This is a genomic window from Pseudorhodoferax sp. Leaf265, from assembly GCF_001422365.1.
Lineage (GTDB): Bacteria > Pseudomonadota > Gammaproteobacteria > Burkholderiales > Burkholderiaceae_C > Pseudorhodoferax.
The window spans coordinates 1-21,714 of record NZ_LMMT01000040.1; the positions used below are offsets into that span (position 1 = coordinate 1).

General features: G+C 70.3%; 22 protein-coding genes and 1 pseudogene. 9 read left to right on the top strand and 14 right to left on the bottom strand.

Annotated elements, in window-relative coordinates; translation table 11 throughout:
* Positions 1-753 (bottom strand): substrate-binding domain-containing protein (locus ASF45_RS31425; RefSeq protein WP_156473297.1); only part of this gene is annotated, 753 nt, incomplete at its 3' end.
* A gap of 389 nt (positions 754-1,142) precedes the next feature.
* Here ASF45_RS31425 and ASF45_RS37165 point away from each other — a divergent pair.
* Positions 1,143-1,253, top strand: a pseudogene (locus ASF45_RS37165) (hypothetical protein); the annotation flags it as partial.
* Between the two features lie 143 nt (positions 1,254-1,396).
* Here ASF45_RS37165 and fahA read toward each other — a convergent pair.
* The 6 genes from fahA to ASF45_RS31455 are packed head-to-tail and all read right to left on the bottom strand — an operon-like array spanning position 1,397 to position 7,796.
* Positions 1,397-2,665 (bottom strand): fumarylacetoacetase, encoded by a 1,269-nt coding sequence (gene fahA / locus ASF45_RS31430; protein WP_056672936.1) that lies wholly within the window; start codon positions 2,663-2,665, stop codon positions 1,397-1,399.
* Positions 2,662-3,957 (bottom strand): homogentisate 1,2-dioxygenase, encoded by a 1,296-nt coding sequence (hmgA, locus tag ASF45_RS31435; RefSeq protein WP_056672939.1) that lies wholly within the window; start codon positions 3,955-3,957, stop codon positions 2,662-2,664. The genes fahA and hmgA overlap by 4 nt, the downstream gene beginning before the upstream one ends.
* 10 nt (positions 3,958-3,967) lie before the next feature.
* Positions 3,968-4,924: a tripartite tricarboxylate transporter substrate binding protein gene (locus tag ASF45_RS31440; protein ID WP_056672942.1), complete on the bottom strand. Its 957-nt coding sequence runs from the start codon at positions 4,922-4,924 to the stop codon at positions 3,968-3,970.
* Positions 4,925-4,951: 27 nt separating this feature from the next.
* Complete coding sequence (locus tag ASF45_RS31445) at positions 4,952-5,149, bottom strand: DUF2783 domain-containing protein (RefSeq protein ID WP_056672946.1); 198 nt, start codon at positions 5,147-5,149, stop codon at positions 4,952-4,954.
* An 11-nt stretch (positions 5,150-5,160) separates the two neighbouring features.
* Positions 5,161-6,813: an FAD-dependent oxidoreductase gene (locus ASF45_RS31450; RefSeq protein WP_056672949.1), complete on the bottom strand. Its 1,653-nt coding sequence runs from the start codon at positions 6,811-6,813 to the stop codon at positions 5,161-5,163.
* 23 nt (positions 6,814-6,836) lie between these two features.
* Positions 6,837-7,796, bottom strand: a complete 960-nt coding sequence (locus ASF45_RS31455) for an MBL fold metallo-hydrolase (RefSeq protein ID WP_056672952.1) — start codon at positions 7,794-7,796, stop codon at positions 6,837-6,839.
* A gap of 114 nt (positions 7,797-7,910) precedes the next feature.
* Here ASF45_RS31455 and ASF45_RS31460 point away from each other — a divergent pair, with 114 nt between their 5' ends.
* Positions 7,911-8,699 (top strand): IclR family transcriptional regulator, encoded by a 789-nt coding sequence (locus ASF45_RS31460; protein WP_056672956.1) that lies wholly within the window; start codon positions 7,911-7,913, stop codon positions 8,697-8,699.
* 1 nt (position 8,700) lies between these two features.
* On the opposite strand, the gene ASF45_RS31465 is transcribed toward ASF45_RS31460, so the two are convergent.
* Complete coding sequence (locus ASF45_RS31465; RefSeq protein WP_056674340.1) at positions 8,701-9,321, bottom strand: glutathione S-transferase family protein; 621 nt, start codon at positions 9,319-9,321, stop codon at positions 8,701-8,703.
* A gap of 115 nt (positions 9,322-9,436) precedes the next feature.
* On the opposite strand from ASF45_RS31465, the gene ASF45_RS31470 reads away from it, so the two are divergent.
* Both ASF45_RS31470 and ASF45_RS31475 read left to right on the top strand, forming a co-directional pair.
* Positions 9,437-10,339 carry a LysR substrate-binding domain-containing protein gene (locus ASF45_RS31470; RefSeq protein WP_056672959.1) on the top strand — a complete coding sequence of 301 codons (903 nt, stop codon included), beginning with the start codon at positions 9,437-9,439 and terminating at the stop codon, positions 10,337-10,339.
* 30 nt (positions 10,340-10,369) lie between these two features.
* The gene (locus tag ASF45_RS31475) at positions 10,370-10,723 is read left to right on the top strand and encodes a hydroxyisourate hydrolase (RefSeq protein WP_056672962.1); all 354 of its coding nucleotides are present in this window, start codon (positions 10,370-10,372) and stop codon (positions 10,721-10,723) included.
* A 165-nt stretch (positions 10,724-10,888) separates the two neighbouring features.
* On the opposite strand, the gene ASF45_RS31480 is transcribed toward ASF45_RS31475, so the two are convergent.
* From ASF45_RS31480 to msrA, 3 genes are all read right to left on the bottom strand, one after another.
* Entirely contained in the window at positions 10,889-12,967 is a 2,079-nt protein-coding gene (locus ASF45_RS31480; protein WP_056672965.1) for a TonB-dependent receptor, read from the bottom strand.
* An 82-nt stretch (positions 12,968-13,049) separates the two neighbouring features.
* The gene (locus tag ASF45_RS31485) at positions 13,050-13,370 is read right to left on the bottom strand and encodes a hypothetical protein (protein ID WP_056672968.1); all 321 of its coding nucleotides are present in this window, start codon (positions 13,368-13,370) and stop codon (positions 13,050-13,052) included.
* Positions 13,371-13,377: 7 nt separating this feature from the next.
* Positions 13,378-13,908: a peptide-methionine (S)-S-oxide reductase MsrA gene (msrA, locus tag ASF45_RS31490; protein ID WP_056672971.1), complete on the bottom strand. Its 531-nt coding sequence runs from the start codon at positions 13,906-13,908 to the stop codon at positions 13,378-13,380.
* Between the two features lie 97 nt (positions 13,909-14,005).
* On the opposite strand from msrA, the gene ASF45_RS31495 reads away from it, so the two are divergent.
* The 5 genes from ASF45_RS31495 to ASF45_RS31515 all read left to right on the top strand — a co-directional run bounded on the left by ASF45_RS31495 (position 14,006) and on the right by ASF45_RS31515 (position 17,977).
* Positions 14,006-14,785, top strand: coding sequence for a YdcF family protein (locus ASF45_RS31495; RefSeq protein WP_056672976.1), 780 nt, complete (start codon positions 14,006-14,008; stop codon positions 14,783-14,785).
* 76 nt (positions 14,786-14,861) lie between these two features.
* Entirely contained in the window at positions 14,862-15,563 is a 702-nt protein-coding gene (locus ASF45_RS31500) for a TetR/AcrR family transcriptional regulator (protein WP_056672979.1), read from the top strand.
* Between the two features lie 32 nt (positions 15,564-15,595).
* On the top strand, positions 15,596-16,282 hold the full coding sequence (locus ASF45_RS31505; RefSeq protein ID WP_056672982.1) for a protein-L-isoaspartate O-methyltransferase: 687 nt from the start codon (positions 15,596-15,598) through the stop codon (positions 16,280-16,282).
* 4 nt (positions 16,283-16,286) lie between these two features.
* Complete coding sequence (locus ASF45_RS31510) at positions 16,287-16,613, top strand: rhodanese-like domain-containing protein (protein WP_056672986.1); 327 nt, start codon at positions 16,287-16,289, stop codon at positions 16,611-16,613.
* A 14-nt stretch (positions 16,614-16,627) separates the two neighbouring features.
* Positions 16,628-17,977: a TolC family outer membrane protein gene (locus ASF45_RS31515; RefSeq protein ID WP_056672991.1), complete on the top strand. Its 1,350-nt coding sequence runs from the start codon at positions 16,628-16,630 to the stop codon at positions 17,975-17,977.
* Positions 17,978-17,987: 10 nt separating this feature from the next.
* Here ASF45_RS31515 and ASF45_RS31520 read toward each other — a convergent pair whose 3' ends face one another.
* Genes ASF45_RS31520 through ASF45_RS31530 form a run of 3 tightly spaced genes read right to left on the bottom strand, consistent with a single transcriptional unit; the run spans position 17,988 to position 21,650 of the window.
* A complete protein-coding gene (locus ASF45_RS31520) occupies positions 17,988-19,247 on the bottom strand; it encodes a 3-deoxy-D-manno-octulosonic acid transferase (RefSeq protein WP_056672995.1) in 1,260 nt (419 codons plus the stop codon).
* On the bottom strand, positions 19,247-20,230 hold the full coding sequence (waaC, locus tag ASF45_RS31525) for a lipopolysaccharide heptosyltransferase I (RefSeq protein ID WP_056672998.1): 984 nt from the start codon (positions 20,228-20,230) through the stop codon (positions 19,247-19,249). Before waaC ends, ASF45_RS31520 begins: the two co-directional genes overlap by 1 nt.
* Before the next feature lie 22 nt (positions 20,231-20,252).
* Entirely contained in the window at positions 20,253-21,650 is a 1,398-nt protein-coding gene (locus tag ASF45_RS31530; RefSeq protein WP_056673001.1) for a phosphomannomutase/phosphoglucomutase, read from the bottom strand.
* Positions 21,651-21,714 lie beyond the last annotated feature (64 nt).

The following is a 21,714-nucleotide window of genomic DNA, read 5'->3' on the forward strand; positions in this document are numbered from 1 at the left end:
CAGCATGGGCTTGATCGCGCTGATGTTGTCGTAGCCCACCACGGCCACCTTGCCGGTCTTGCCCGCGGCCTTGACCGCCGCCACCGCGCCCAGCGCCATCGAGTCGTTGCCCGCCAGCAGCGCCTTCAGGTCCGGGTGCTCGCGCAGCATGCTGGAGGCCACCTGGTTGCCCTTGTCGATCTCCCACTGGCCCGACTGCACGCCCACCACCGTGATGCCGGCGGTCTTCATCGCGTCCTGGTAGCCCAGCGTGCGCTGYTGCGCATTGAAGGTGGTGGASACGCCTTCGATGATGCCCACCTTGTCACCGCTCTTGAGCGTCTTGGCCAGCGCATCGCCCACCAGCTTGGCGCCGGCGCGGTTGTCCGGGCCGACGAAGGGCACGGACAGGCCCTTCTCCTTGAGCGCTGCCKCRTCGAGCCGGTTGTCGATGTTGACGATCAGCACGCCCTTGTCGGCAGCSGCCTTGATGGCCGGCACCAGGGCCTTGGAGTCGGCCGGGGCGATGACCAGCGCGTCGACCTTCTGSGCCACCATCTGCTCGACGATGCGGATCTGGGCGGCCGCATCGGTCTCGTCCTTGATGCCGTTGGCCATGAGCGTGTACTGCTTGGCGTTGGCCTTCTGGTGGGCCTTGGCGCCTTCCTCCATGGTCAGGAAGAACTCGTTGGCCAGCGACTTCATGACCAGGGCCACCTTGGGCGGGCTCTGGGCCCACGAGGGCACGGCGGCCAGCAGACTGGCCAGGGCCAGCGCGGTGGAAAGGGTGCGGCGTGGGCGACTGCATNGGTGGGCCTTGGCGCCTTCCTCCATGGTCAGGAAGAACTCGTTGGCCAGCGACTTCATGACCAGGGCCACCTTGGGCGGGCTCTGGGCCCACGAGGGCGCGGCGGCCAGCAGGCCGGCCAGGGCCAGCGCGGTGGAAAGGGTGCGGCGGGTCGAACGCATCGGTGTCTCCTGTTCTTGCTGCGTGATGGAAGCAGCCAATATAAAGACCCCAAAACACTTGCGCAAACGTTTGCGATCAGTGATTTCCCGCGCGAAGGTTACAAGAAGTTAGAGCGGCCCTGCCCGCGCACTTTGGTCTGCGCGACCTGCCGTTCGACCGCATCGAGCTGGACCAGTCCTGCATCGCCGCCTTGTTGCACGAACCGGCCAGCGGCATGGCGCATTCCATCATTGCCTCGCTCGTGCTGCTGGCCCACACCATGCACCTGGACGTCACGGACGAAAAGGTGGCGCAGGAAGGGCAGCTCCAGCGGCTGCGTGCGCTCGGCTGCCCTTCGGTGCAAGGTGATCTGTTCGGGCCACCCGCGGGCGCCGCCAGCGTAGGCGACCGCCAGCAGGCGCGGTCCGCACGCCGGTGTGGCGCCGGCCGCGCCCCTACGCAGCCGACTCAGCCGATCACCGTGCCGCGTGCCTCGCCCAGGCCGATGCGCACGGCGCCGGCGCGTTCGCACCAGCCACGCAGGATCAGCGTATCGCCGTCCTCGAGGAAGCTGCGCGTCTCGCCGTTGGGCAGGGCCACGGGCTGCTTGCCGCCCTGCGACAGCTCCAGCAAGGAGCCTGCCTCGCCCGGTGTCGGGCCCGACAGCGTGCCCGAGCCCAGCAGGTCGCCCGGGTTCAGGTTGCAGCCGTTCACGGTGTGGTGCGCGACGAGCTGCGCGGCCGTCCAGTAGGCAGCCTGCGTGGTGTTGCCGCGCGTGAGGCGCACGCCCTGATCGCCGGCCGCGCGCATCTTGGTGGTCTGCAGCCACACTTCCAGCGTGATGTCGAGCGCGCCCTGGGCGCGGTTGGCCGCGCTGTCCAGGTAGGGCAGCGGCTGCGGGTCGTCCGCCGGCCGCGTGAACGGGGCGCGGAACGGCGCCAGCGCTTCCATGGTCACGATCCAGGGCGAGACCGTGGAGGCGAAGTTCTTCGACAGGAATGGGCCCAGCGGCTGGTACTCCCAGGCCTGCAGGTCGCGCGCCGACCAGTCGTTGAACAGGCCCACGCCGAACAGGTGGGCCTCCGCCGCCTCGATGCCGACCGGCGCGCCCAGCGCATTGCCCTGGCCCACGAAGTAGGCCAGCTCCAGCTCGTAGTCCAGCCGCTTGCAGGGGCCGAACGTGGGCACCGCTGCGTCCGCCGCCTTGGTCTGGCCCTGCGGCCGCTTGAACGACGTGCCGCTGACCACGATGGAGCTGGCGCGGCCGTGGTAACCGATGGGCACCCATTTGTAGTTGGGCAGCAGTGGGTTGTCGGGCCGGAACTGCTTGCCGATGGTGGTGGCGTGGTGCACGCTGGTGTAGAAGTCCGTGTAGTCGCGCACCTCGCAAGGCACGGTGTACTCGCACTGCGCCTGCGGCACCAGCGCTTTGGCCCAGGCAGGCTGCTCGGCGCTGCCTTCGGCCAGGCCGGCGGACAGGCGTGCACGCAGGGCCTGGCGCTCGGCCGGCGCGGCGGCCATCAGCGCGTTCATGTCGGCATGGTCGACCAGGCCTGCAGCCTTGAGGTCCAGCACCTGGTCGCCGATGGCCACGCCGATGCGGAACGGCTCGGCGCTGCCAGCCGGGCGGAAGCGGCCGAACGGCAGGTTCTGGATCGGGAAATCGCAGCCGGCCTGGTTGGCGGAGGCGACCCAGCTGCGCAGCTGGGGATCGTGGGTGGCGTTCACAGAGGTCATGGTTGGAAGTGGTCTTTCAGGCCGGCCCAGCAGTCGGCGTAGTCGTGGTCCAGCGGCGCGGTGTTCAGCGCCCATGCGGTCGGGATGAAGCGGTAGCGGCTCTCGAACATGAAGGCCAGCGTGTTGTCCAGCTTCTGCGGCTTCAGGTCCACCGAAGAGGCCTTCTCGAACGCTTCCTCGTCCGGCCCGTGCGGCACCATGGCATTGTGCAGGCTCGCGCCGCCGGGCTTGAAGCCGCCGGGCTTGGCGTCGTACTCGCCATGGACCAGTCCCATGAATTCGCTCATGAGGTTGCGGTGGTACCAGGGCGGACGGAAGGTGTCCTCCATCACCAGCCAGCGCGGCGGGAAGATCACGAAGTCGCAGTTGGCCGTGCCGGGCGTGTCGCTGGGCGAGGTCAGCACCGTGAAGATCGACGGGTCCGGGTGGTCGAAGCTGATCGAGCCGATGGTCATGAAGTTCTTGGTGTCGTACTTCACGGGCGCCAGGTTGCCATGCCAGGCCACGACGTTGAACGGCGTGCCCTTGGCCGGCGCACGCCAGAAGCGGCCGCCGAACTTCTTGATGAGCTCGTAGGGCCCCGCTTCGTCCTCGTAGGCGGCCACGGGCGCGAGGAAATCACGCGCATTGGCCAGGCCGTTGGAGCCGATCGGGCCCAACTCGGGCAGGCGGAACTGCGCGCCGTAGTTCTCGCAGACGTAGCCGCGCGACAAGCCATCGGGCAGCGCGACCTTGAAAGCCAGGCCGCGCGGCAGCAGCGCGATCTCGCCAGGCGCCACCTCCAGCGCGCCAAGCTCGGTCGTGATCACGAGCCGGCCCTGCTGCGGCACGACCAGCAGTTCGCCATCGGCGTTGACGAAGGCGCGCCGGCCCATGGATTGGCCGGCCACGTACACGAGCGAGCCCACGCCGGTCTGCGCATCGGCATCGCCGTTGGCAGCCAACGTGCGCATGCCATCGACGAAGTCGAACTCGGCGCCGTCCAGCGGCACCGGATGCCAGCGCAGCGGCTCGGGCGCCAACGCCGTGCCGGCGTCGCCGCCCGTGGTCCACAGCGGCTGCGCATAGGGCTGGTAGCGGCCCGCGACTACCGAGGGCTGGCGCCGGTACATCCAGCTGCGCCGCTGTTCGTGCCGCGGCGCCGTGAACGCCGTGCCCGAGATCAGCTCGGGATACAGGTCGTGCGGCGCGCGCTGCGGGCTGTTGCGCCCTTGCGGCAGGCTGCCGGGCACGGCCTCGGTGGCGTACTCGTTGCCGAAGCCGCTCTGGTAGCGCAGCGGGTCCTGGGCCATGGTGTTCCTTTCAGTCGATCTTGATGTTGTTGGTGCGGATCACGCGGCCCCAGCGCTCGCGTTCCTGCTTCACGTAGGCGGCCATCTGCTCGGGCGTGCCGGGCAGGCCTTCCACGCCCAGGGCCTCGTAGCGCGCCTTCACGGTGGGCGAGGCCAGGGCTTCCTGCAAAGCCTTGCTGTAGCGGGCCACGGTGGCATCGGTCGCACCGGCCGGCACGGTCAGGCCCTGCCAGGCATAGGCTTCGTAGCCCGCAAGCCCCTGTTCGGCCAGCGTCGGCACGTTGGGCAGGCTGGCGATGCGCTGGGCGCTGGCCACGCCGATGGCCTTGAGCTTGCCCGACAGCACGAACTGGTTGCCGCTCGCGGTGTCCACGAGCATGAACGGAACCTGGCCGCCCAGCACGTCGGCCACCGCCGGTGCCGCGCCCTTGTAGGCCACGTGCGTGAGCTTCAGACCGCCCTGCTCGGCCAGCAGCTCGGTGGCCAGGTGATGCGGGCTGCCGACGCCGGCCGAAGCGTAGTTGACGGCGCCGTTCTGCGCCTTGGCCCAGGCCACGAATTCCTTCCAGTTGCTGGCCGGCACCTGCGGGCCGACCACCAGCACGAGCGGAAAGCGCGCGAGCAGGCCCACGGGCTTCAAGTCCTTCTCGGCGCTGTAGGGCAGCTTGGGAAACAGGAAGGGGTTGACGGCCAGCGTGGCGAAGTCGGCCGTGAAGACCGTGTTCTCCAGGTCCTTGGCGCGCACCGCGTACTCGGCCGCGATGTTGGTGGCCGCGCCCGGCTTGTTGTTGACGATCACGGGCGCGCCCAGCGTCTTGGTCATGGCTTCGGCCGTGGCGCGCGCCACGGCGTCGGAGCCGCCGCCGGCCGCGTAGCCGACCACCCATTCGATGGGTTTGCCGGATTGGGCCGACGCCGTGAAAGCCAGTGTGGCGGCAACGAGGCCGGTGGTCAGAAAGCGCATCATGGTTTGTCTCCAGGGGTTGTGAAATCGTCAGGCTTCGCGGGCGGCGGCCAGGGCCTCCCGCAGCACCGGCAGGTTGCCGATCTGGTTGGCCAGCAGCAGCACCAGGCGTGCATTGAGCGCATGGCTTTCCTCTGTCGACAGGCCCTGGTGGGCGTCGATCAGGGCTTCGTAGAAATCGTCGGGCGCGGCCAGGCGCGCGCGGGTGTCCAGGTGTTCGGGTGTCATCGCGGTGTCCTTCAGGCCTTGGCCAGGGCGCGCTCGTGGGCGGCGCGCAGTGCTCCGGCCGTGGGCCGGCGCCAGCGCGCGCAGACATGCTGGTCGGGGCGCAGCAGGTAGGTGGTGCCGTCCTGCGCGTCGTAGCGCGCGGCCGCCAGCGCGTGGGCCGCGTCCAGCGGCACCCGCTCGACCTGCAGCGGCAGCTCGGTCGCGGCCAGTGCACGCAGGCTGGCCTGGGCGCCCTCGCCGTCGCCGAACACCAGCGCCGCGAAACGCGTGCCGGCCAGGCGCTGCAGCAGCCAGCCGCCGGCCACGGGCGCGTCGGACGCCACGGCACCGGGGACCATGCGGCCTGCGAAGCCGTCGGCGTCTTCGGTGTTCAGCGCCGAGCCATGCAAGGTGGCCGGTACCGAGAGCCGCCCGCTGTTGACCATGCGCCGCGCGAAGTCATGCCGGCGCGCGAGCTGCAGCACGGCGTCGCGGAACAAGCGGCTGATCTCGCTCTTGGGTGTGATGAAGTCGGTGGCACGCGTGGAGTTCTGGATGTTCTCGTCGGCCGCCATCTCGCGTTCGCGGGCATAGCTGTCCAAGAGCGCATCGGGCGCCTGCGCGCGCAGCACGGCGGCCAGCTTCCAGGCCAGGTTCTCGGCGTCCTGCAGGCCCGAATTGGCGCCGCGCGCGCCGAAGGGCGACACGCCGTGCGCCGCATCGCCCGCGAACAGCACGCGGCCATGGCGGAAGGCGTCCATGCGCTGGCAGGCGAAGGTGTAGACGCTGGCCCATTCGAGTTCCACCTCGGCGCCCTTGAAGGGCGAGGCCTCCAGCAGCGCGCGCACGCGCGGCATGATGTTCTCGGGCCGCTTCTCGACCTCGGGGTCGGCGTCCCAGCCGAGCTGGAAGTCGATGCGCCACACGCCGTCGGGCTGCATGTGCAAGAGCACGCTCTGGTTGCGGTGGAAGTCCGGGTCGAACCAGAACCAGCGCTCGGCCGGGAAGTCGACCTTCATCTTCACGTCGGCGATCAGGAAGCGGTCGCGGAACACGCGGCCGTGGCTCTCCTGGCCCAGCAACTGGCGCACGGCGGAGCGCGAGCCATCGCAGGCGGCAACCCAGTCGGCCTGCAGCCGGTAGGGGCCGTCGGGGGTATCGATGGTCAGCAGCGCGTGGTCGCCGTGCTGCTCCACGCCCGTGACCTTGTTCTGCCAGCGCACGTCGATCAGCGGCAAATGCGCGGCGCGCTCGGCCAGGAAGCCCTCGACGTAGTACTGCTGCAGGTTCACGAAGGCCGGGCGGGCATGGCCGTCCTCGGGCAGCAGGTCGAAGCTGTAGACCTCCTCGCCGCGCAGGAACACGCGGCCGACCTTCCAGGACACGCCCTTGGCGGCCATGGCCTCGCCGCAGCCCAGGCGGTCGAAGATCTCCAGCGAGCGCTTGGAAAAGCAGATCGCACGCGAGCCGGTCGAGAGCTTGTGGTCGTTGTCCAGCAGCACCACGGGCACCTGCTGCTGGGCCAGGTCGATGGCCAGGGCCAGGCCGACCGGGCCGGCGCCGACCACGACGACCGGATGGCGCGCAGGCAGGGCCGCGCGCTGGTCGGGGTGGGGCTGGTAGTCGAACACCAGCTTCTGGTAGTCGACGGGTTTGGGGGCGGTGGCGAGCTCGTGGAGCTTCATGTCTTGTCTCCTCCGCGGCCCGATCAGCCTTCCAGCGCCTTCCACATCTGGATGTCGCGCTCGGCGGTCCAGATGCGTGGGTCGGCGTATTGCGTGGCCTCGTCGAAGCAGCGCGTCACGTCGAAGGGCATGCAGTGGTCGAAGATGACCCAGTGGCCGTACTTGGGCTTGAGCGCGGCGAAGGTGTCCTTGTAGACCGCGTTCAGGTCCTTGCCGGCCGCCACCCCCTTTTGCACATGGGCGTAGACGTCGGCGATGAAGTCGCGCGTTTCCTGCAAGCCCTTGGCCACGTCGGCGGGCGTGGTCAGCGCCGCGCCGCGGCCGGGCACCAGCGCCTTGGGCTGCAGCGCGGCGATGTTGTCCAGCGTCTGCGGCCAGTCCTTGAAGTAGGCATCGCCCGCGTACGGCGTGGCGCCGAACTCCACGAGGTCGCCCGACAGCAGCGTCTTCTCGCCCGGCAGCCAGACCACCGTGTCGCCCTTGGTATGGCCTCGGCCCAGCTGCAGCAGTTGCACCTCGAGCTTGCCGAGCCAGACGGTCATCTTGCCCGTGAAGGTCATGGTCGGCCAGGTCAGGCCCGGAGGCACCGTCTCCACGTTCTGGAACAGGCGCGGGAAGCGGCCGATCTCGCTGGCCTTGTCCTGCTCGCCGCGCTCGACGATCAGGTCGTAGGTGTCCTGGCTGGCCAAGATCTGCTGCGGCTGGTAGGCGCTGGCGCCCAGCACGCGCACGGCGTGGTAGTGCGTGAGCACCACGTATTGGATCGGCTTGTCGGTCACTTCGCGGATGCGGCGGATCACGTCGGCCGCCATCGCCGGGGTGGCCTGGGTGTCGGCCACGAGTACCGCGTCGTCACCGATCACGATGCCGGTGTTGGGATCGCCTTCGGCCGTGTAGGCCCAGGCGTGCTCGGAAATCTGGCTGAAGGTGACCTTCTTCTCTTCCAGGTCGGCCTGGGATGCGAACTTTTTCTGCTGGCTCATCGGGTGTCTCCTGCGGGTTCGTGAAGATTGAGATTTGTCATTGACAAACTGGTTCGCATTATTTCCGTTCGTTCGCGTTTGTCAAATGCATTTGCATCCTGCAAACTCGCACGCATGGACAAGATTCAGGACAAAGGCCAGCGCGCGGTGCAGTCGGCCGAGGTGGGCGCCCGTTTGCTGCTGGCCCTGGCGGGCCAACCCGGGCCGATGTCGCTCAAGGACCTGGCCGCCGCGGCCGACATGCCGCCCTCGCGGGCCCACCCCTACCTCGTGAGCTTCGCCCGGCTGCACCTGATCGCGCAGGACACCGGTACGGGCCACTATGCGCTGGGGCCGGCGGCGCTGCAATTGGGGCTGACGTACCTGCACCAGCTCGACCCTGTGAAGGCCGCCATGCCCGTGGCCGAGGAGCTGGCGCAGCGCACGGGCTATGCCGTGGCGCTTGCGGTCTGGGGCAACTTCGGCGCCACCATCGTGCGCATGATCGATGCGCGCCAGCCGCTGCATGTGTCGATGCGCGCGGGCACCGTGATGTCGCTGCTCAACACCGCCACGGGCCGCGCCTTCGCGGCCGTGCTGCCGGTCGAGCGCATCGAACGCACGCTTTCCGGCCCGCTGGGCGATCCGGACCAGGCCGGCCGGCCGCTCTCGCCCGCCCAGCGCGCCGAGCTGGAGACGGCCGTGGCCGAGCACCGCGCCCATGGCGTGGCCCGCGCCCACGGCCGGCCCATGCCGGGCGTCAACGCCTTCAGCGCCGCGGCGCTGGACCACGAGGGCCAGCCCGCCATCGTCATCACGGCGCTGGGCCACCAGGACCATTTCCCGGCGGACTGGGACTCGGCCGCGGCACAGGCGGTGCGCGCGGCCGCGGCCGCGATCTCGCGGCAGCTCGGCTACCGCTGACTCACGCGTGCGGCCAGGCCGCGAAGGCGGCCAGCGCTTCGGCCCGCTCCGAGGCCGCGCGCTGCAGCGGGAACGGCGCCTCGGGCAGGTGCGCCGGCACGAGCTGGCGCGCGAAATGCCAGACCACGGCCAGCGTGAGTTCGGCCTGGCCCACCGGCTGGCCACCGGCCGGGGTTGGCGGCGGGCCGCGCCGCAGTTCGTCCTCCAGCGCGCCGAAGCCGGCCAACATCTGGACATGGACACGGTCCAGCCAGGGCTGGTGCTGCTTCTCGGGCGGGCGCACCTGCTGCTCGTAGACGATCTGCACGGCCTTCTCGCAGGCGGCCAGCGCCAGGCCCGTCAGGCGCAGCGCGCGCAGGCGCTCGGCCGGTGCGGCCGGCCACAGGCTGCGTGACGGGCCGGCCAGGTGTTCGGCCCAGTCCAGGATCAGGCTGGAGTCCATCAGCACCGTGCCCTCGGACGTCACCAGCGTGGGCGCCTTGATGACGGGATTGATGGCGCGAAAGGCGTCCATCTGCCGGAACACCGAAATCGGCCGCGATTGGAATGGCAGGCCCAGCAGTTCCAGGCTCACGGCCACACGGCGCACATAGGGCGAGTCGAGCATGCCGACCAGCTGCATCATGTCAGTTCTCCTTCATCGGTCCGCAGCCATGCGCGGGCCAACCGGAAATCTACCGAAGAAGCGCCTCTTCTACCATCGACATCTTGTTGTCGAATCCGTTAGAGAAACTGACATGAACGATCTGCCCCCCATGAACGCGCTGCGCTGCTTCGAGGCCGTCGCACGGCTCGGCAGCGTGGGCCGCGCGGCCGAGGAGCTGCATGTCACGCACTCGGCCGTGAGCCAGCAGCTGCGCCAGCTGGAGGGTCTGCTGGGCCTGGCGCTGTTCGAGCGCGAGGGCCGAGGCGTGCGCCTGGCGGAGAACGGCCGGCTCTATGCGTTGCAGGTGCGCGAGGCGCTGCAGGGCATCGGCGACGCCACGCGTGCGCTGCGCATTCGGCCGCGCGCGGGCGAACTCGTGGTGGCGCTGATCCCCTCGTTCGGCCAGCACTGGCTGCTGCCGCGGCTGCCGCGCTACCTGGCGGCGCACCCGGGCCGGCGTGTACGCCTGCAGGCCAGCCTGGATCTGCAGGACCTGCGCCAGGCCGGCGCGCAGTTGGCCATCCGCATGGGCCAGGGCCCCTGGGACGGCATGGTGCAGGAGCAGCTCTTCACGGACGAGCTGGTGATGGTGGCCGCGCCCGGCCTGAACGGCGGCGCGCTGCCGCGCACGCCGGCCGAGGTGCTGCGTTGTCCGTTGGTCCGCTCGGCCGAATCCTGGGCACCGTGGTGCCAGCTGGCCGGCCTGCCCGAGCCCTCGCCCGAGGGCGGGCTCTGGATCAACGACTCCAACCTCTCGCTGCAAGCCGTGCGCCTGGGCCTGGGCGTGGCGCTGGAACGCCTGAGCCTGGTCGATGGCTTGCTGCGCCAGGGCGAACTCGTCGCGCTGACCACCATCCGCGCGCCCTACGCTTACCCCTACTGGCTGGTCTGGCCGCAGGCCGCCGCGCCTCCGATGGACTTCATCGCCTGGCTGCGTGAGGAGGCACGGCGCTATGCGGCCGGGCTGGATGGCGCGGCGCCGTCGGCACGGTAGGATGCGGCGCCCTCACTTCCTGCGTGCGCCATGCAAACCATTTCCGTCCACGTCGTCGATGTCGCCAATGGCCTGGTCGCGCGCAACATGCGCGTGGACGTGCTGTTCCACGAAGGCGGGCAATGGCGCGAGCTGGTCTCGGGGCCCGTGGGTGGCAACGGCCTGGTCGCCGCCATCGAGGGCGTGGCCGAGCCCATGGGGGCCGGCCAGTACGAGCTGCGCCTGCACGTGGCCGACTACTACCGCGCGCGCGGTACCCAGTTGCCCGAGCCGGCCTTCATGGACGTGCAGGTGTTCCGCTTCGCGGTGGCCGACACGGCGCGCCACTACCACCTGCCCGTGAAGCTGACGCCCTGGGGCATGTCCTGCTTCCGGGGCGCATGAGATGGACCACCCCGTTTGGATGTCTCACTGCGTGTAGACATCCAATACCCCTCAAGGGGCGCACCCGGCGGCCTGGCAGAGCCAGTTCCGCGGGTGCACTGGCATGGCCTGCTCCGTGGCCTTCAGCGCAGTGGCATGCGATGCGACCTCATGCACGTGCATGCGTCAGAAATTCATTCGGACGCCCAGCCGCGCGCTGCGTCCGGGCAGCGGCGCCTTCGGGAAGGCCGTGGTGGTCAGCACCGAGACGGCGCTGTAGGCCAGCTCGTCGGTGATGTTGTCGACGCGCGCGAACCACAGCAGTTCGGAGCTGCCCAGCGGCACGCGGTAGCTCAGCGCGGCATTCCACAGCGCATAGCCGTCGGTCGCGCGCTGGCCTTCGGCCGGCACCCGGCGCTGCGCCCGCACCAGGTCCACGCCCAGCTGCGCGCCCCAGGGGCCGCGCGCCCAGGACAGGGTGCCGCCCAGGCGGGCCGGGGCGATCCGCGGCAGCGGCTCGCCGCTGTCCAGGTTGGTCGCGCGCACGAGGTCGGCGCGCCACAGGAAGTCCAAGGTGCCAACTTCCTCCGAACGGCCCAGGCCACCTGCACCGAGCAGGCGCAGCGTGCCGTTGGCCTCGGCGCCGTAGAAGCGCGCGCGCACGCCGGCGTAGCGCAGGTCGGCCAGGGCCTCGTCGCCATCCGGGGGGTTGAGCTCGCCCTCGGCGCTGCGCGTGTTGCCTGTGTCCACCAGGCCGATGTAGTTGGAGAAACGGCTGGCGTAGACATTGAACGCGGCCTTGTGCGGGCCGGACTGCCAGGCCAGGCCCACGTCCACGCTGTTGGACTTCTCCTTGCGCAAGGAGGCGTCGCCGGTCTCCCAGGCGGCCGTGGCCAGGTGCGGGCCGTTGGCGAACAGCTCGTAGTCGCGCGGCGCGCGCTCGCTGTGCGCCAGGTTGGCCGTGAACTGCCAGGCCGGCGAGAGCTTGACGAGCGCACCGCCGGCCAGGCTCTGCGGCGTGAAGCTGCGTTCGCCGGTTTCGAAGCGCGTGACATCCGGGTCGCTGCTGCCGTCCGAACGAACGCGCACACGCTCGACACGGCCGCCCAGCGTCCACTTGCCCCAGGCGGTGGGTAGCTCCTCGTAGACGAACAGCGCCTGCTGGCGCGTGCGGCTGGCCGGCGCGAAGGCTTCTTCGCCTTCGGCCGCGAAGCGGTTGCTGTCCATCTGCAGACCGACCACGCCCTGCAAGGGGCCGATGGGCTGGTGCCGGGCCTCCAGCCGCAGGTCGTTGCCCTGGTTGCGAAAGCGCGTGCCGGCCTCGTCGCCCTCGAACTCGGTGTGGCGGTAGCGCGTGTGCGCGGCCTGCAGCTTGATGCTGCTGAACCAGCCCGGCAAATGACGCCACTCGCCGGCCAGCGCATAGCGGCGCGAACGCATGCCGATGGTGACCTCGTCCTCGGCCACGGTGCCGTAGTCGCTGCGGTAGTCGGTGATGGAGGCGCCCAGGTAGCCATGGTCGAAGAACAGCGAGCCGCCGACCGAGCCGCTCTCGGTGTCGCTGGCGGAGTTGCAGATGCGCCGAGCCTGCTCGGCGCTGCCGGGCTTGCTGCAGGGCAGATCGATGGGCACTGCGACGTCATCGGTGCGGCGCTTGCTGACATCCACGTGCAGCCCGTAGCGGTCGTTGCCGCCCTCGAGCAGCAGCGCGCCGTCACGGCCCTTGTTGCCGGTGGACAGGCCCGCCTCGGCCGCGCCCGTGATGCCGCCCTTGGCATCGAACTGCGGCGCACGCGGGATGCGGTTGTCGATCAGGTTGACCACGCCGCCAACGGCGCTGCCGCCGTACAGCAGCGCGCCCGGGCCGCGCAGCACCTCGATGCGCTCCACGGTCAAGGGGTCCGAGGGCACGGCATGGTCGAAGCTCAGCGCCGAGGCGTCGAGCATGGCGCCGCTGTTCTGCAGCACGCGGATGCGGTCGCCGTCCAGGCCGCGGATCACAGGCCGGCTGGCATTGGGGCCGAAATAGGTGCTGCCCACGCCGGGCAGGCCGTCCAGCGTCTGGCCCAGCGTGCCCTGGCGGCGCAGGGTCAGTTCATCGCCTTCCAGGCGGGTGGTGGGCTGGGCGGCGTCGGCCGTGCCCAGCGGGTTGCCGGTGACGGTGACTTCCTTCAGCGTGGCGGATTCGGACTGTGCCCACGCGGGGGACAGACAGGCGAGCGAAACGGCGACAGCGACGGCGCCGCGCGAGAAATGAGGAGACATGGAAGAGCTTCGTTGAAATCGGTCGTGCATGCGACCGCGCGCACCTGTCTTGCGACGGGCGCGCGGGCCAGGACGGTGGAGTTCAGCGAAGCGCGGGCGGGCCGCGGGCCTGGAACGGCGGTGGCGCCGGTGCCCACAGCGCCGGGCAGGGCCTCGCCAGCGGCGCCAGCGCCGCCACGGCGGGCAGCGCCAGCACGGGCAGGCTGGCCAGCAGATCGGCCGCGCCGGCGTGGTCGTACAGCTGGCAGTCGACCGCGGCATGGCCGACGTGGAAATGGTCGGCCGCAGAGCCATGCACCTCGCGGTGCGCCAGCGCCAAGGTCTGCGCGGACAGCCAGACGCCCAGCAACAGGCCCAGCCACCACAGTGGCCGGCGCTGGAGCAGGCGCAGGCGCTGGCTCATGCGGGTGTCAGGGCTTGGCCAGGCGGCTGAAGGTCTTGCGGAACTTGGCGACCTTGGGCGCGGCCACGGCCATGCAGTAGCCCTGGTGCGGGTTCTTCTCGAAGAAGTCCTGGTGGTACTCCTCGGCCGGCCAGTAGTTGGCCAGCGGCAGCACCTCGGTCACGATGGGCGCGCTGCTGTGGCCGGCCAGTTCCGCGATGACCTCGCGCGCGACCGGCTCCTGCGCCGGGTTGTCCAGGTAGATGCCGCTGCGGTACTGCGTGCCCACGTCGTTGCCCTGGCGGTTCAGCGTGGTGGGGTCGTGCACGACGAAGAAGATCTCCAGGATCTCGCGCAGGCCGATCTGCGCCGGGTCGAACTGCAGGCGCACCACCTCGTTGTGGCCGGTGCGGCCGGTGCAGACCTGCTCGTAGCTGGGCCGCGGCAGCTCGCCGTTGCTGTAGCCGCTCTCCACGTCGAGCACGCCCTGGACCTCCTTGAACACCGACTCCGTGCACCAGAAGCAGCCGCCGCCCAGTGTGATGGTTTCCGTTGCCATGCCATGCCCTCTGCGAAAAATTGCAGCCGGCATTGTGCCGTGGCCATCCACGAGAATGCCGGCCCGCGTCCATCAACCCTCTCCCCCACGGCCTCCCATGAATCCTGCCGAGTGGCGCCCCATCCTCTCCACCCTGTTTCTGCCGCCGGCCGGCCCGCTGCTGCTGATCGCATTCGGCTGGCTGCTGGCGCGGCGCCGGCGCGCGGCCGGACGTGCGCTCGGCCTGGCCGGCCTGGTGCTGTTGTGGCTGCTGTGCAGCAATGCGGTGGCGGTGCGGTTGTCCGACCTCTTGCTGCCCCCCGTGGCGGCGCTGCCGCCCACCGAGGCCGTGGCGCGGCTGCAGGCGCGGCAGGTGCAAGCCGTGATCGCACTCGGCGGCGGCCTGTACCCGCGCGTACCCGAACTCGAAGGCCCGCAACCGTCCAGCCAGACCGGCACGCGGGCGCTCTACGGCGCCTGGCTCGCGCGCGAGAGCGGCCTGCCGCTGGGCTTTGCCGGTGGCATCGGCTGGGCCAATGCGGGCGAGGCCGAACATCCCGACGAGGCCGATGCGGTGGCGCGCCTGCTGGCCCGCACCGGCCTGGCGCCGCTGCGCTGGGCCGACAGCCAGTCGCGCGACACCATCGAGAACGCCCAGAACATGGCGGCACTGCTGCGCCGCGACGGCATCGAACGCATCGCGCTGGTCACCAGCGCCTGGCACATGCCGCGCGCCGTGCGTGCCTTCGAGGCGACCGGCCTCACGGTGCTGCCCGCCCCCATGGGCTTCGCCGTGCCGCTGCAGCGGCCCGTGCTGGAGTGGCTGCCATCGACCCATGGGCTGGCCAATACCTCGGCCGTCGTGCGCGAGTGGCTGGCGCTGCGCCTGGGACGCTGAGCGCCCGCTCCGGTGGTCTGCCTTGACAGGCCAATTCCGGACTGCCTACATTTACTAACCGGTCGGTCATTAAGGAATGCAGAGCCCCTCCGCCCCTCCCAGAAGCACGGCCGCCGGCAAGCGGGCCCGGCGCAAGGACGCGCGTCCGAGCGAGCTGCTGGACGCAGCGCTGGAACTGTTCGTCGAAAAAGGCTTCGCCGCCACCAAGGTGGAGGCCGTGGCCGCCCGGGCCGGCGTTTCCAAGGGCACGCTGTTCCTGTACTTCCCCAGCAAGGCGGAGTTGTTCCGGGCGGTCGTGCAGGACAACCTGGCCGCCCGCTTTGCCGACTGGAACGCTGAATACGAGGCCATGGACGGCGGCAGCGACAGTGCCGCCGACATGCTGCGCCACGCCCTGCAGTCCTGGTGGACGCGCGTGGGCGCCACCAAGCTCACCGGCCTCACCAAGCTGGTGATCAGCGAGGCGCAGAACTTTCCCGAGGTGGCGGCCTGCTACCACACCGAGGTGGTGCAACCCTCGCAGCAGCTGCTGCGTCGCGTGATCCAGCGCGGCATCGAGCGCGGGGAGTTCCGCCCGCTGGACGCCGAATACGCCGTCTACAGCGTGACCAGCGCCATCCTGTACCTGGTCATGCACAAGCATGCGATGGGTCTGCTCGCACCGGCGTCGGGCGAATTGATGCCGGAACGCTACATCGCTTCCCAGCTGGACATCATCCTGCATGGCCTGCTGGGGCCGGCCCAGGCCCCGCCCTCTAGAATCCCGGCTCTGTCGTGACTCCCGCGTCCCCTGCTACGCCGCCTGAACAAATGACCCCCGCCGAAATCGAACTCAGCCGCTTCAACATGATCGAGCAGCAGATCCGCCCCTGGGATGTGCTGGATGCTGCCGTGCTGGAACTCCTGGGCCAGGTGCGGCGCGAGCAGTTCACGCCGGCCGCGCTGCGCGGCCTGGCCTTCATGGACACCGAGGTGCCGCTGCGCACGCCGCACGAGGCCGCCCTGCGCCAGGGGCACTGCATGCTGGCACCGCGCGTGGAGGCGCGCAGCGTGCAGGATCTCAAGCTGCAAAAGACCGATCGCGTGCTGGAGATCGGCACCGGTTCGGGCTATTCCGCCGCACTGATGGCCAGCCTGGCCGCCAGCGTGCTGACACTGGAGATCGAAGCCGAACTGGCCGAGACCGCCCGCGCCAACCTGCGTGAAGCCGGCATCGCCAACGCCGAGGTCCGCCATGCCGACGGTGCCAACGGCGCCGCGGCCGACGGCCCGTTCGACGCCATCTTGCTGAGCGGCTCGGTGGCCGCCGTGCCAGCGGCGCTGCTGCAGCAACTCAAGCCGGGCGGTCGGCTGTTCGCCATCGTCGGCAACGAGCCCATGATGCGTGCCCAGGTCGTCACCCGTGTGGGCGAAGGCCGCTTCGAAACCACCTCGCCCTGGGACGCCATCGTGCCGCGGCTTCAGAACTTTCCGGAACCGTCGCCTTTCCAGTTCTGAGCCGATGATCGACCTCGTCACTCCCTCCCAACTCGGCGACTGGCAGCCCGGGCAGATCACGGTTCTCGACGTGCGTGAACCCGCGGAACTGGCCGTGGCCAGCGTGAAGCCCGATGGTTTCACGCTGCTGGCCATTCCCATGGGCGAGATTCCTGGCCGCCTGGCCGAGCTCGACCGCGACCAGCCCATCGCCTGCCTGTGCCACCACGGCGCCCGCAGCATGCGGGTGGCGCAGTTCCTGGCCCAGCAGGGCTTCGCGCAGGTGGCCAACATCAGTGGCGGCATCGACGCCTGGTCCCAGCAGCGCGATCCATCCATCCCCCGTTACTAGGACGAAGGCAGGCCATGGTGCAGACGAGAAAACACAAGATCGCACTCCGACGCAACACCTCCGGCCTGCTGCTCCTGCTGGCCTTCGGAACGGTGCCGGCCGCGTCGGCCCAGACGCTGGTGCAGCTGTTCGAGGCGGCACGCACCACCGACGCCACCTACCAGGGCGCCCGTGCCCAGTACGAGGCCAACCTGGCCAAGGCCGACCAATCGCGCGCGCTGATCCTGCCCAGCGCCAACCTCACGGCCGGTGCCTCGCGCAACACCTACGACAGCACCACGCCGCCCGTCGAAGGCCCGTACACGGCGCTGACGGCCAGCGTGGGCGCCACGCAACCGCTGTACCGCCCCGGCAACTGGGCCGGTTACGAGCAGGGCCTCAAGCTGGCCGACATCGCCAAGGCCCAGCTGCTGGTGGCCGAGCAGGATCTGGTCATCCGCGTGGCCCAGGCCTATTTCGACGTGCTGGCCGCACAGGACACGCTCGCCTTCGTACAGGCGCAAAAGGCTGCCGTGGCCGAGCAACTGGCCTCGGCCCGGCGCAACTTCGAGGTCGGCACCGCCACCATCACCGACACGCGCGAAGCCCAGGCCCGGCACGATCTGGTGATGGCCCAGGAGATCGCCGCCGCCAACGACCTGCGCGTCAAGAAACTGGCGCTGGACACGGTGGTCAGCCGCACCGATGCCCGTCCCACCCCGCTGGCGCAGCCGGTACCGCTGCCCGCGCTGACCGGCGATGCCGAGACCTGGGTGCAGCAGGCCGAGGGCCATCCCGTCGTGCAGCAGGCCCGCATCGGCGTGGATGTCGCGCGGCTGGAGACCGAGAAGGCGCGTGCCGGCCACAAGCCCACAGTGGACCTGCAGGCCAGCTACGGCATCAACCGCTATCCGCAGGGCTACCCGAGCAACAGCCTGGCCTTCGGCACGCGCCAGAACCAGGGCTCGCTGGGCGTGCAGGTCACGGTGCCGCTGTTCGCCGGCTATTCGGTGCAGAACCGCGTGCGCGAAACCCTGTCGCTCGAAGAGAAGGCCAGTGCCGACCTGGAAGCGGCCCGCCGCACCGTGGTGCAGAACACGCGCACGGCCTACTTCGGCGTGGTGTCAGGCAAGGGCCAGGTCGAGGCGCTGCAGGCCGCCGAGGCCTCCAGCCAGAGTGCGCTGGACGCCAACAAGCTGGGCTACCAGGTCGGCGTGCGCATCAACATCGACGTGCTGAACGCGCAGAGCCAGCTCTACCAGACCAAGCGCGACCTGGCCCAGGCCCGCTACAACGTGCTGCTGGGCGAGCTGCGTCTGCGCCAGGCCAGCGGCGGACTGCGCGCCGAAGACCTGCAGGGCATCGAGGCGCTGCTGCTGCGCTGAACCAGCACGCTCAACGCTGGACCTGTTCCACGATCGCAGTCGCCGTGCGCGCCGCCGTGCCACGGTGGGCCGCGGCGAAGGCGAAGCTCGCGTCACTGGCCCGCTGGCGTGCCACAGGGTCCGCCGCCAGCCGCTGCACGGTCTGAACGGCCTGCGCCAGATCCTCCACACGCAGGGCGGCACCGGCCTGCTCTGCGAGCTCTGCCGCCTCGGCGAAATTGAAGGTGTGCGGCCCCATCAGCACCGGGCAGCCACAGGCCGCGGCCTCGATCAGGTTCTGCCCGCCCAGGGGTTCGAAGCTGCCGCCCAGCAAGGCGAGGTCGGCCAGGCCGTAGTACAGCGCCATCTCGCCCAGCGAATCGCCGAGCCAGACCGCGCCCGCACCGGCCGGCGGCGCATCGCCCCAGCCGCTGCGGCGCGCCACGGCAAAGCCATGCGCACGCACCAGCTCGGCCACGGCATCGAAACGCTGCGGATGGCGCGGCACGATCAGCCATTGCACGGCTGCGGCAGCGGCCGGATCGGCCTGCAGCAAGGCCAGCAAGGCGGCCTCCTCGTCCTCGCGCGAACTGGCGAACAGCGCCACGGGCTTGCCCGCCGCAGCCCGCCACTGGCGGCCGCGCGCCTGCTGCGCCGGATCGGGCGTGGCATCGAACTTGAGATTGCCGAAGACGCCGGCCACCGGCGCACCGGCGCTGCGCAGCCGCGCCGCATCGTCCTCGGTCTGCGCGTAGGCGGCCACAAGCGCGGCATAGGCCGGCGGCAGCAGCGGCACGCGCTGCGCGCCCTGCAGCGATTTTTCGGACAGGCGCGCATTGGCCAGCACCAGCGGCACGCCGGCCCGGCGGCAACTTTCGATGAGCCAGGGCCAGATCTCGGTTTCCATGAGGATGCCGACACGGGGTTGGAACTGCGCCAGGAAGCGCCGGGTCGCGCCCGGCGTGTCCCAGGGCTGCCAGACCTGCAGATCGCCTTCGCGCAGCAGCCGCGCGCCCTCGGCCCGGCCCGTGGCCGTGCCGTGTGTGAGCAGCAGCCGCATGCCGGGCAGGCGCTCGCGCAGCGCGGCGATGAGCACGGCGGCCGCGCGCGTCTCGCCCAGCGACACCGCATGCACCCAGACCCAGCCGCTCGACGGCGGCTGTGTGTAATGGCCGAAGCGCTCGGGCACATGGGCGCCGTAGCCGGGCTCGGCCACCGCACGGCGCGCGAGCTTGCGCCGCAGCAGCGGTTGCGCCAGCCAGGTCAGCCAGCCGTACAGGCGCAGCAGCATCAGGCGGGCACCGGTCGGGGTGTGGCGGCCAGCACGCCCTGCCAGGCGGCCCAGACCTCGTCCACGCTGGGGGCACGTTCGCCGCCGACCGGCACCTGGTGCGCATGGCCCACGGGGCCGGCACGCCAGGCGCGCGGATAGCTGAAGATCTGCACGTGCAGCAGGTCCAGCGCCACGGCCATGTGGCTGAGGCCGGAGTCCACGCCGATCACGCCGGTGGCAGCGGCCATCTCGCGCAGCACGCCGGCCAGCGACAGCCGCGGCCAGACACGGGCCGCGGGGCCGATGGCAGCGGCCAGCGCGGTAGCCAGGCGCAGCTCGGCATCCGAGGCATGCGGCAGCCAGACGGCGAAGCCATCGGCCGCGAGCCGCTGGCCGATGGCGGCCCAGTGCGCCTGCGGCCATTCGTTGTCGGGCCGCGTCGTGCCATGGGCCAGCACGACCGCGCGCACCGGTGCCGGGCGCTCCACGCGCAGATCGTAGACGGGCGGCGTCTTGAGTTCATAGCCCAGCGCGCCCGCGGCCAACACGCGGTAGCGCTGCACCGCGTGCACGCGCCGCGGCATGGGCACCAGGCGATCGGCGAAGAAGCGCGTGGGCCACTCGTAGCCGCACTCCTCGCTGCGGTTGCCGTAGGTCGCGCGAAAGCCCTGGGCCGAGATGCGGGCCTTGCGCGCCACCATGCCCGACTTGATGAGGCCCTGGATGTCGAGCACGGCGTCGTATTCAACGTCCCGGAGCGCCGTGTAGAAAGCAATGCGTTCGGCCCGCGTCGCGGCGTCCAGCCAGGACTTGCGCCAGCGGCGCCCGGCGAAACGCAGCACGCGCTCCACGCCCACCACGCATTCCACGAGCGGCGCGAACGATTCCTCGACCACCCAGTCGATCCGCGCCCGCGGCAGCGCCGCGCGCAGGTCGCTCACGACCGGCATGGCCTGCACCACATCGCCCAGCGACGAGAGCTTGACGATCAGGATCCTCATGCAGTGCGGCCGCCGCCTGCACTCAATGTGCGGCCGCCTGGATCTGCGCGTCGGGCTTGACCGAACGCAGCAACGCCATGAGCTGCGTCTGGATGCGCTCGAGCGCGGCCTCGGTGTGGCCCTCGAAGCGCAGCACCAGCACCGGCGTGGTGTTGGAGGCGCGGATCAGGCCGAAGCCGTCCGGCCAGTCCACCCGCAGGCCGTCGATGGTGTTGACGGTCGCCGGTGCGTCGAACTTGGCGGCCGCCACGAGCTGGGCCACCAGCGCGTGCGGCTCGCCCTCGGTACAGCCGACATTGAGTTCGGGCGTGGAAAAGCTCGTCGGCAGGGCGTCGAGCACGGCGCTGGCATCGGGCGACTTGCTCAGGATCTCCAGCAGCCGCGCACCGGCGTAGGTGCCGTCGTCGAAGCCGAACCAGCGTTCCTTGAAGAAGATGTGGCCGCTCATTTCGCCACCCAGCGGCGCCTGGCCGCCCTCGGCCTCAATGGCCTTCATCTTGGCCTTGATCAGCGAGTGGCCGGTCTTGAACATCAGAGCCTTGCCGCCGGCGGCCTCGATGGCCGGGGCCAGCCGCTGCGAGCACTTGACGTCGAACAGGATGGTGCCGCCCGGCACGCGCGAGAGCACGTCCTGCGCGAACAAGGCCATCTGGCGGTCCGGGAAGATGTTGTTGCCCTCGCGCGTGACGATGCCCAGGCGGTCGCCGTCGCCGTCGAAGGCCAGGCCCAGCTCGGCGCCCGTGGTCTTCAACGCGGCGATGAGGTCGTGCAGGTTCTCGGGCTTGCTCGGGTCCGGGTGGTGGTTGGGGAAGTTGCCGTCGACCTCGCTGAAGAGTTCGGTCACCTCGCAGCCCAGCGCGCGGAAGATTGCAGGCGACGAAGCGCCCGCGATGCCGTTGCCCGAGTCGATGACGATCTTGAGCGGGCGCGCCAGCTTCACGTCGCCCACGATGCGTTCGCGGTAGGCCGGCAGCACGTCGGCCTGGCGCACGCTGCCGCCGGGAACGTCCAGCCAGTCCTCGGCCTCGATCATGCTGCGCAGGGCCTGGATCTCGTCGCCGTAGATGGCGCGGCCACCCATGATCATCTTGAAGCCGTTGTAGTCCTTGGGGTTGTGGCTGCCCGTGATCTGGATGCCGCTCTTGGCCAAGGTATGGGCGGCGAAGTACAGGATGGGCGTGGTGACCATGCCCACGTCGATGACCTGCACGCCGGCGGCCACGAGGCCGCGGATCAGCGCGGCCGACAGGCTGGGGCCCGACAGGCGGCCGTCGCGGCCCACGGCCACGGTGGTCTCGCCCTCGCGCCGGGCAATGGTGCCAAAGGCGCGTCCCAGGCCTTCGGCCACGGCCTCGTTCAGGCTGGACGGCGTGATGCCGCGGATGTCGTAGGCCTTGAAGATGGACGCGGAAACTTGCATGGAACTCCTGGGCAGGGGGTGGCGGTGCGGGCGATTATGGGGGAAACCCCAGGCCCGCCCCGCC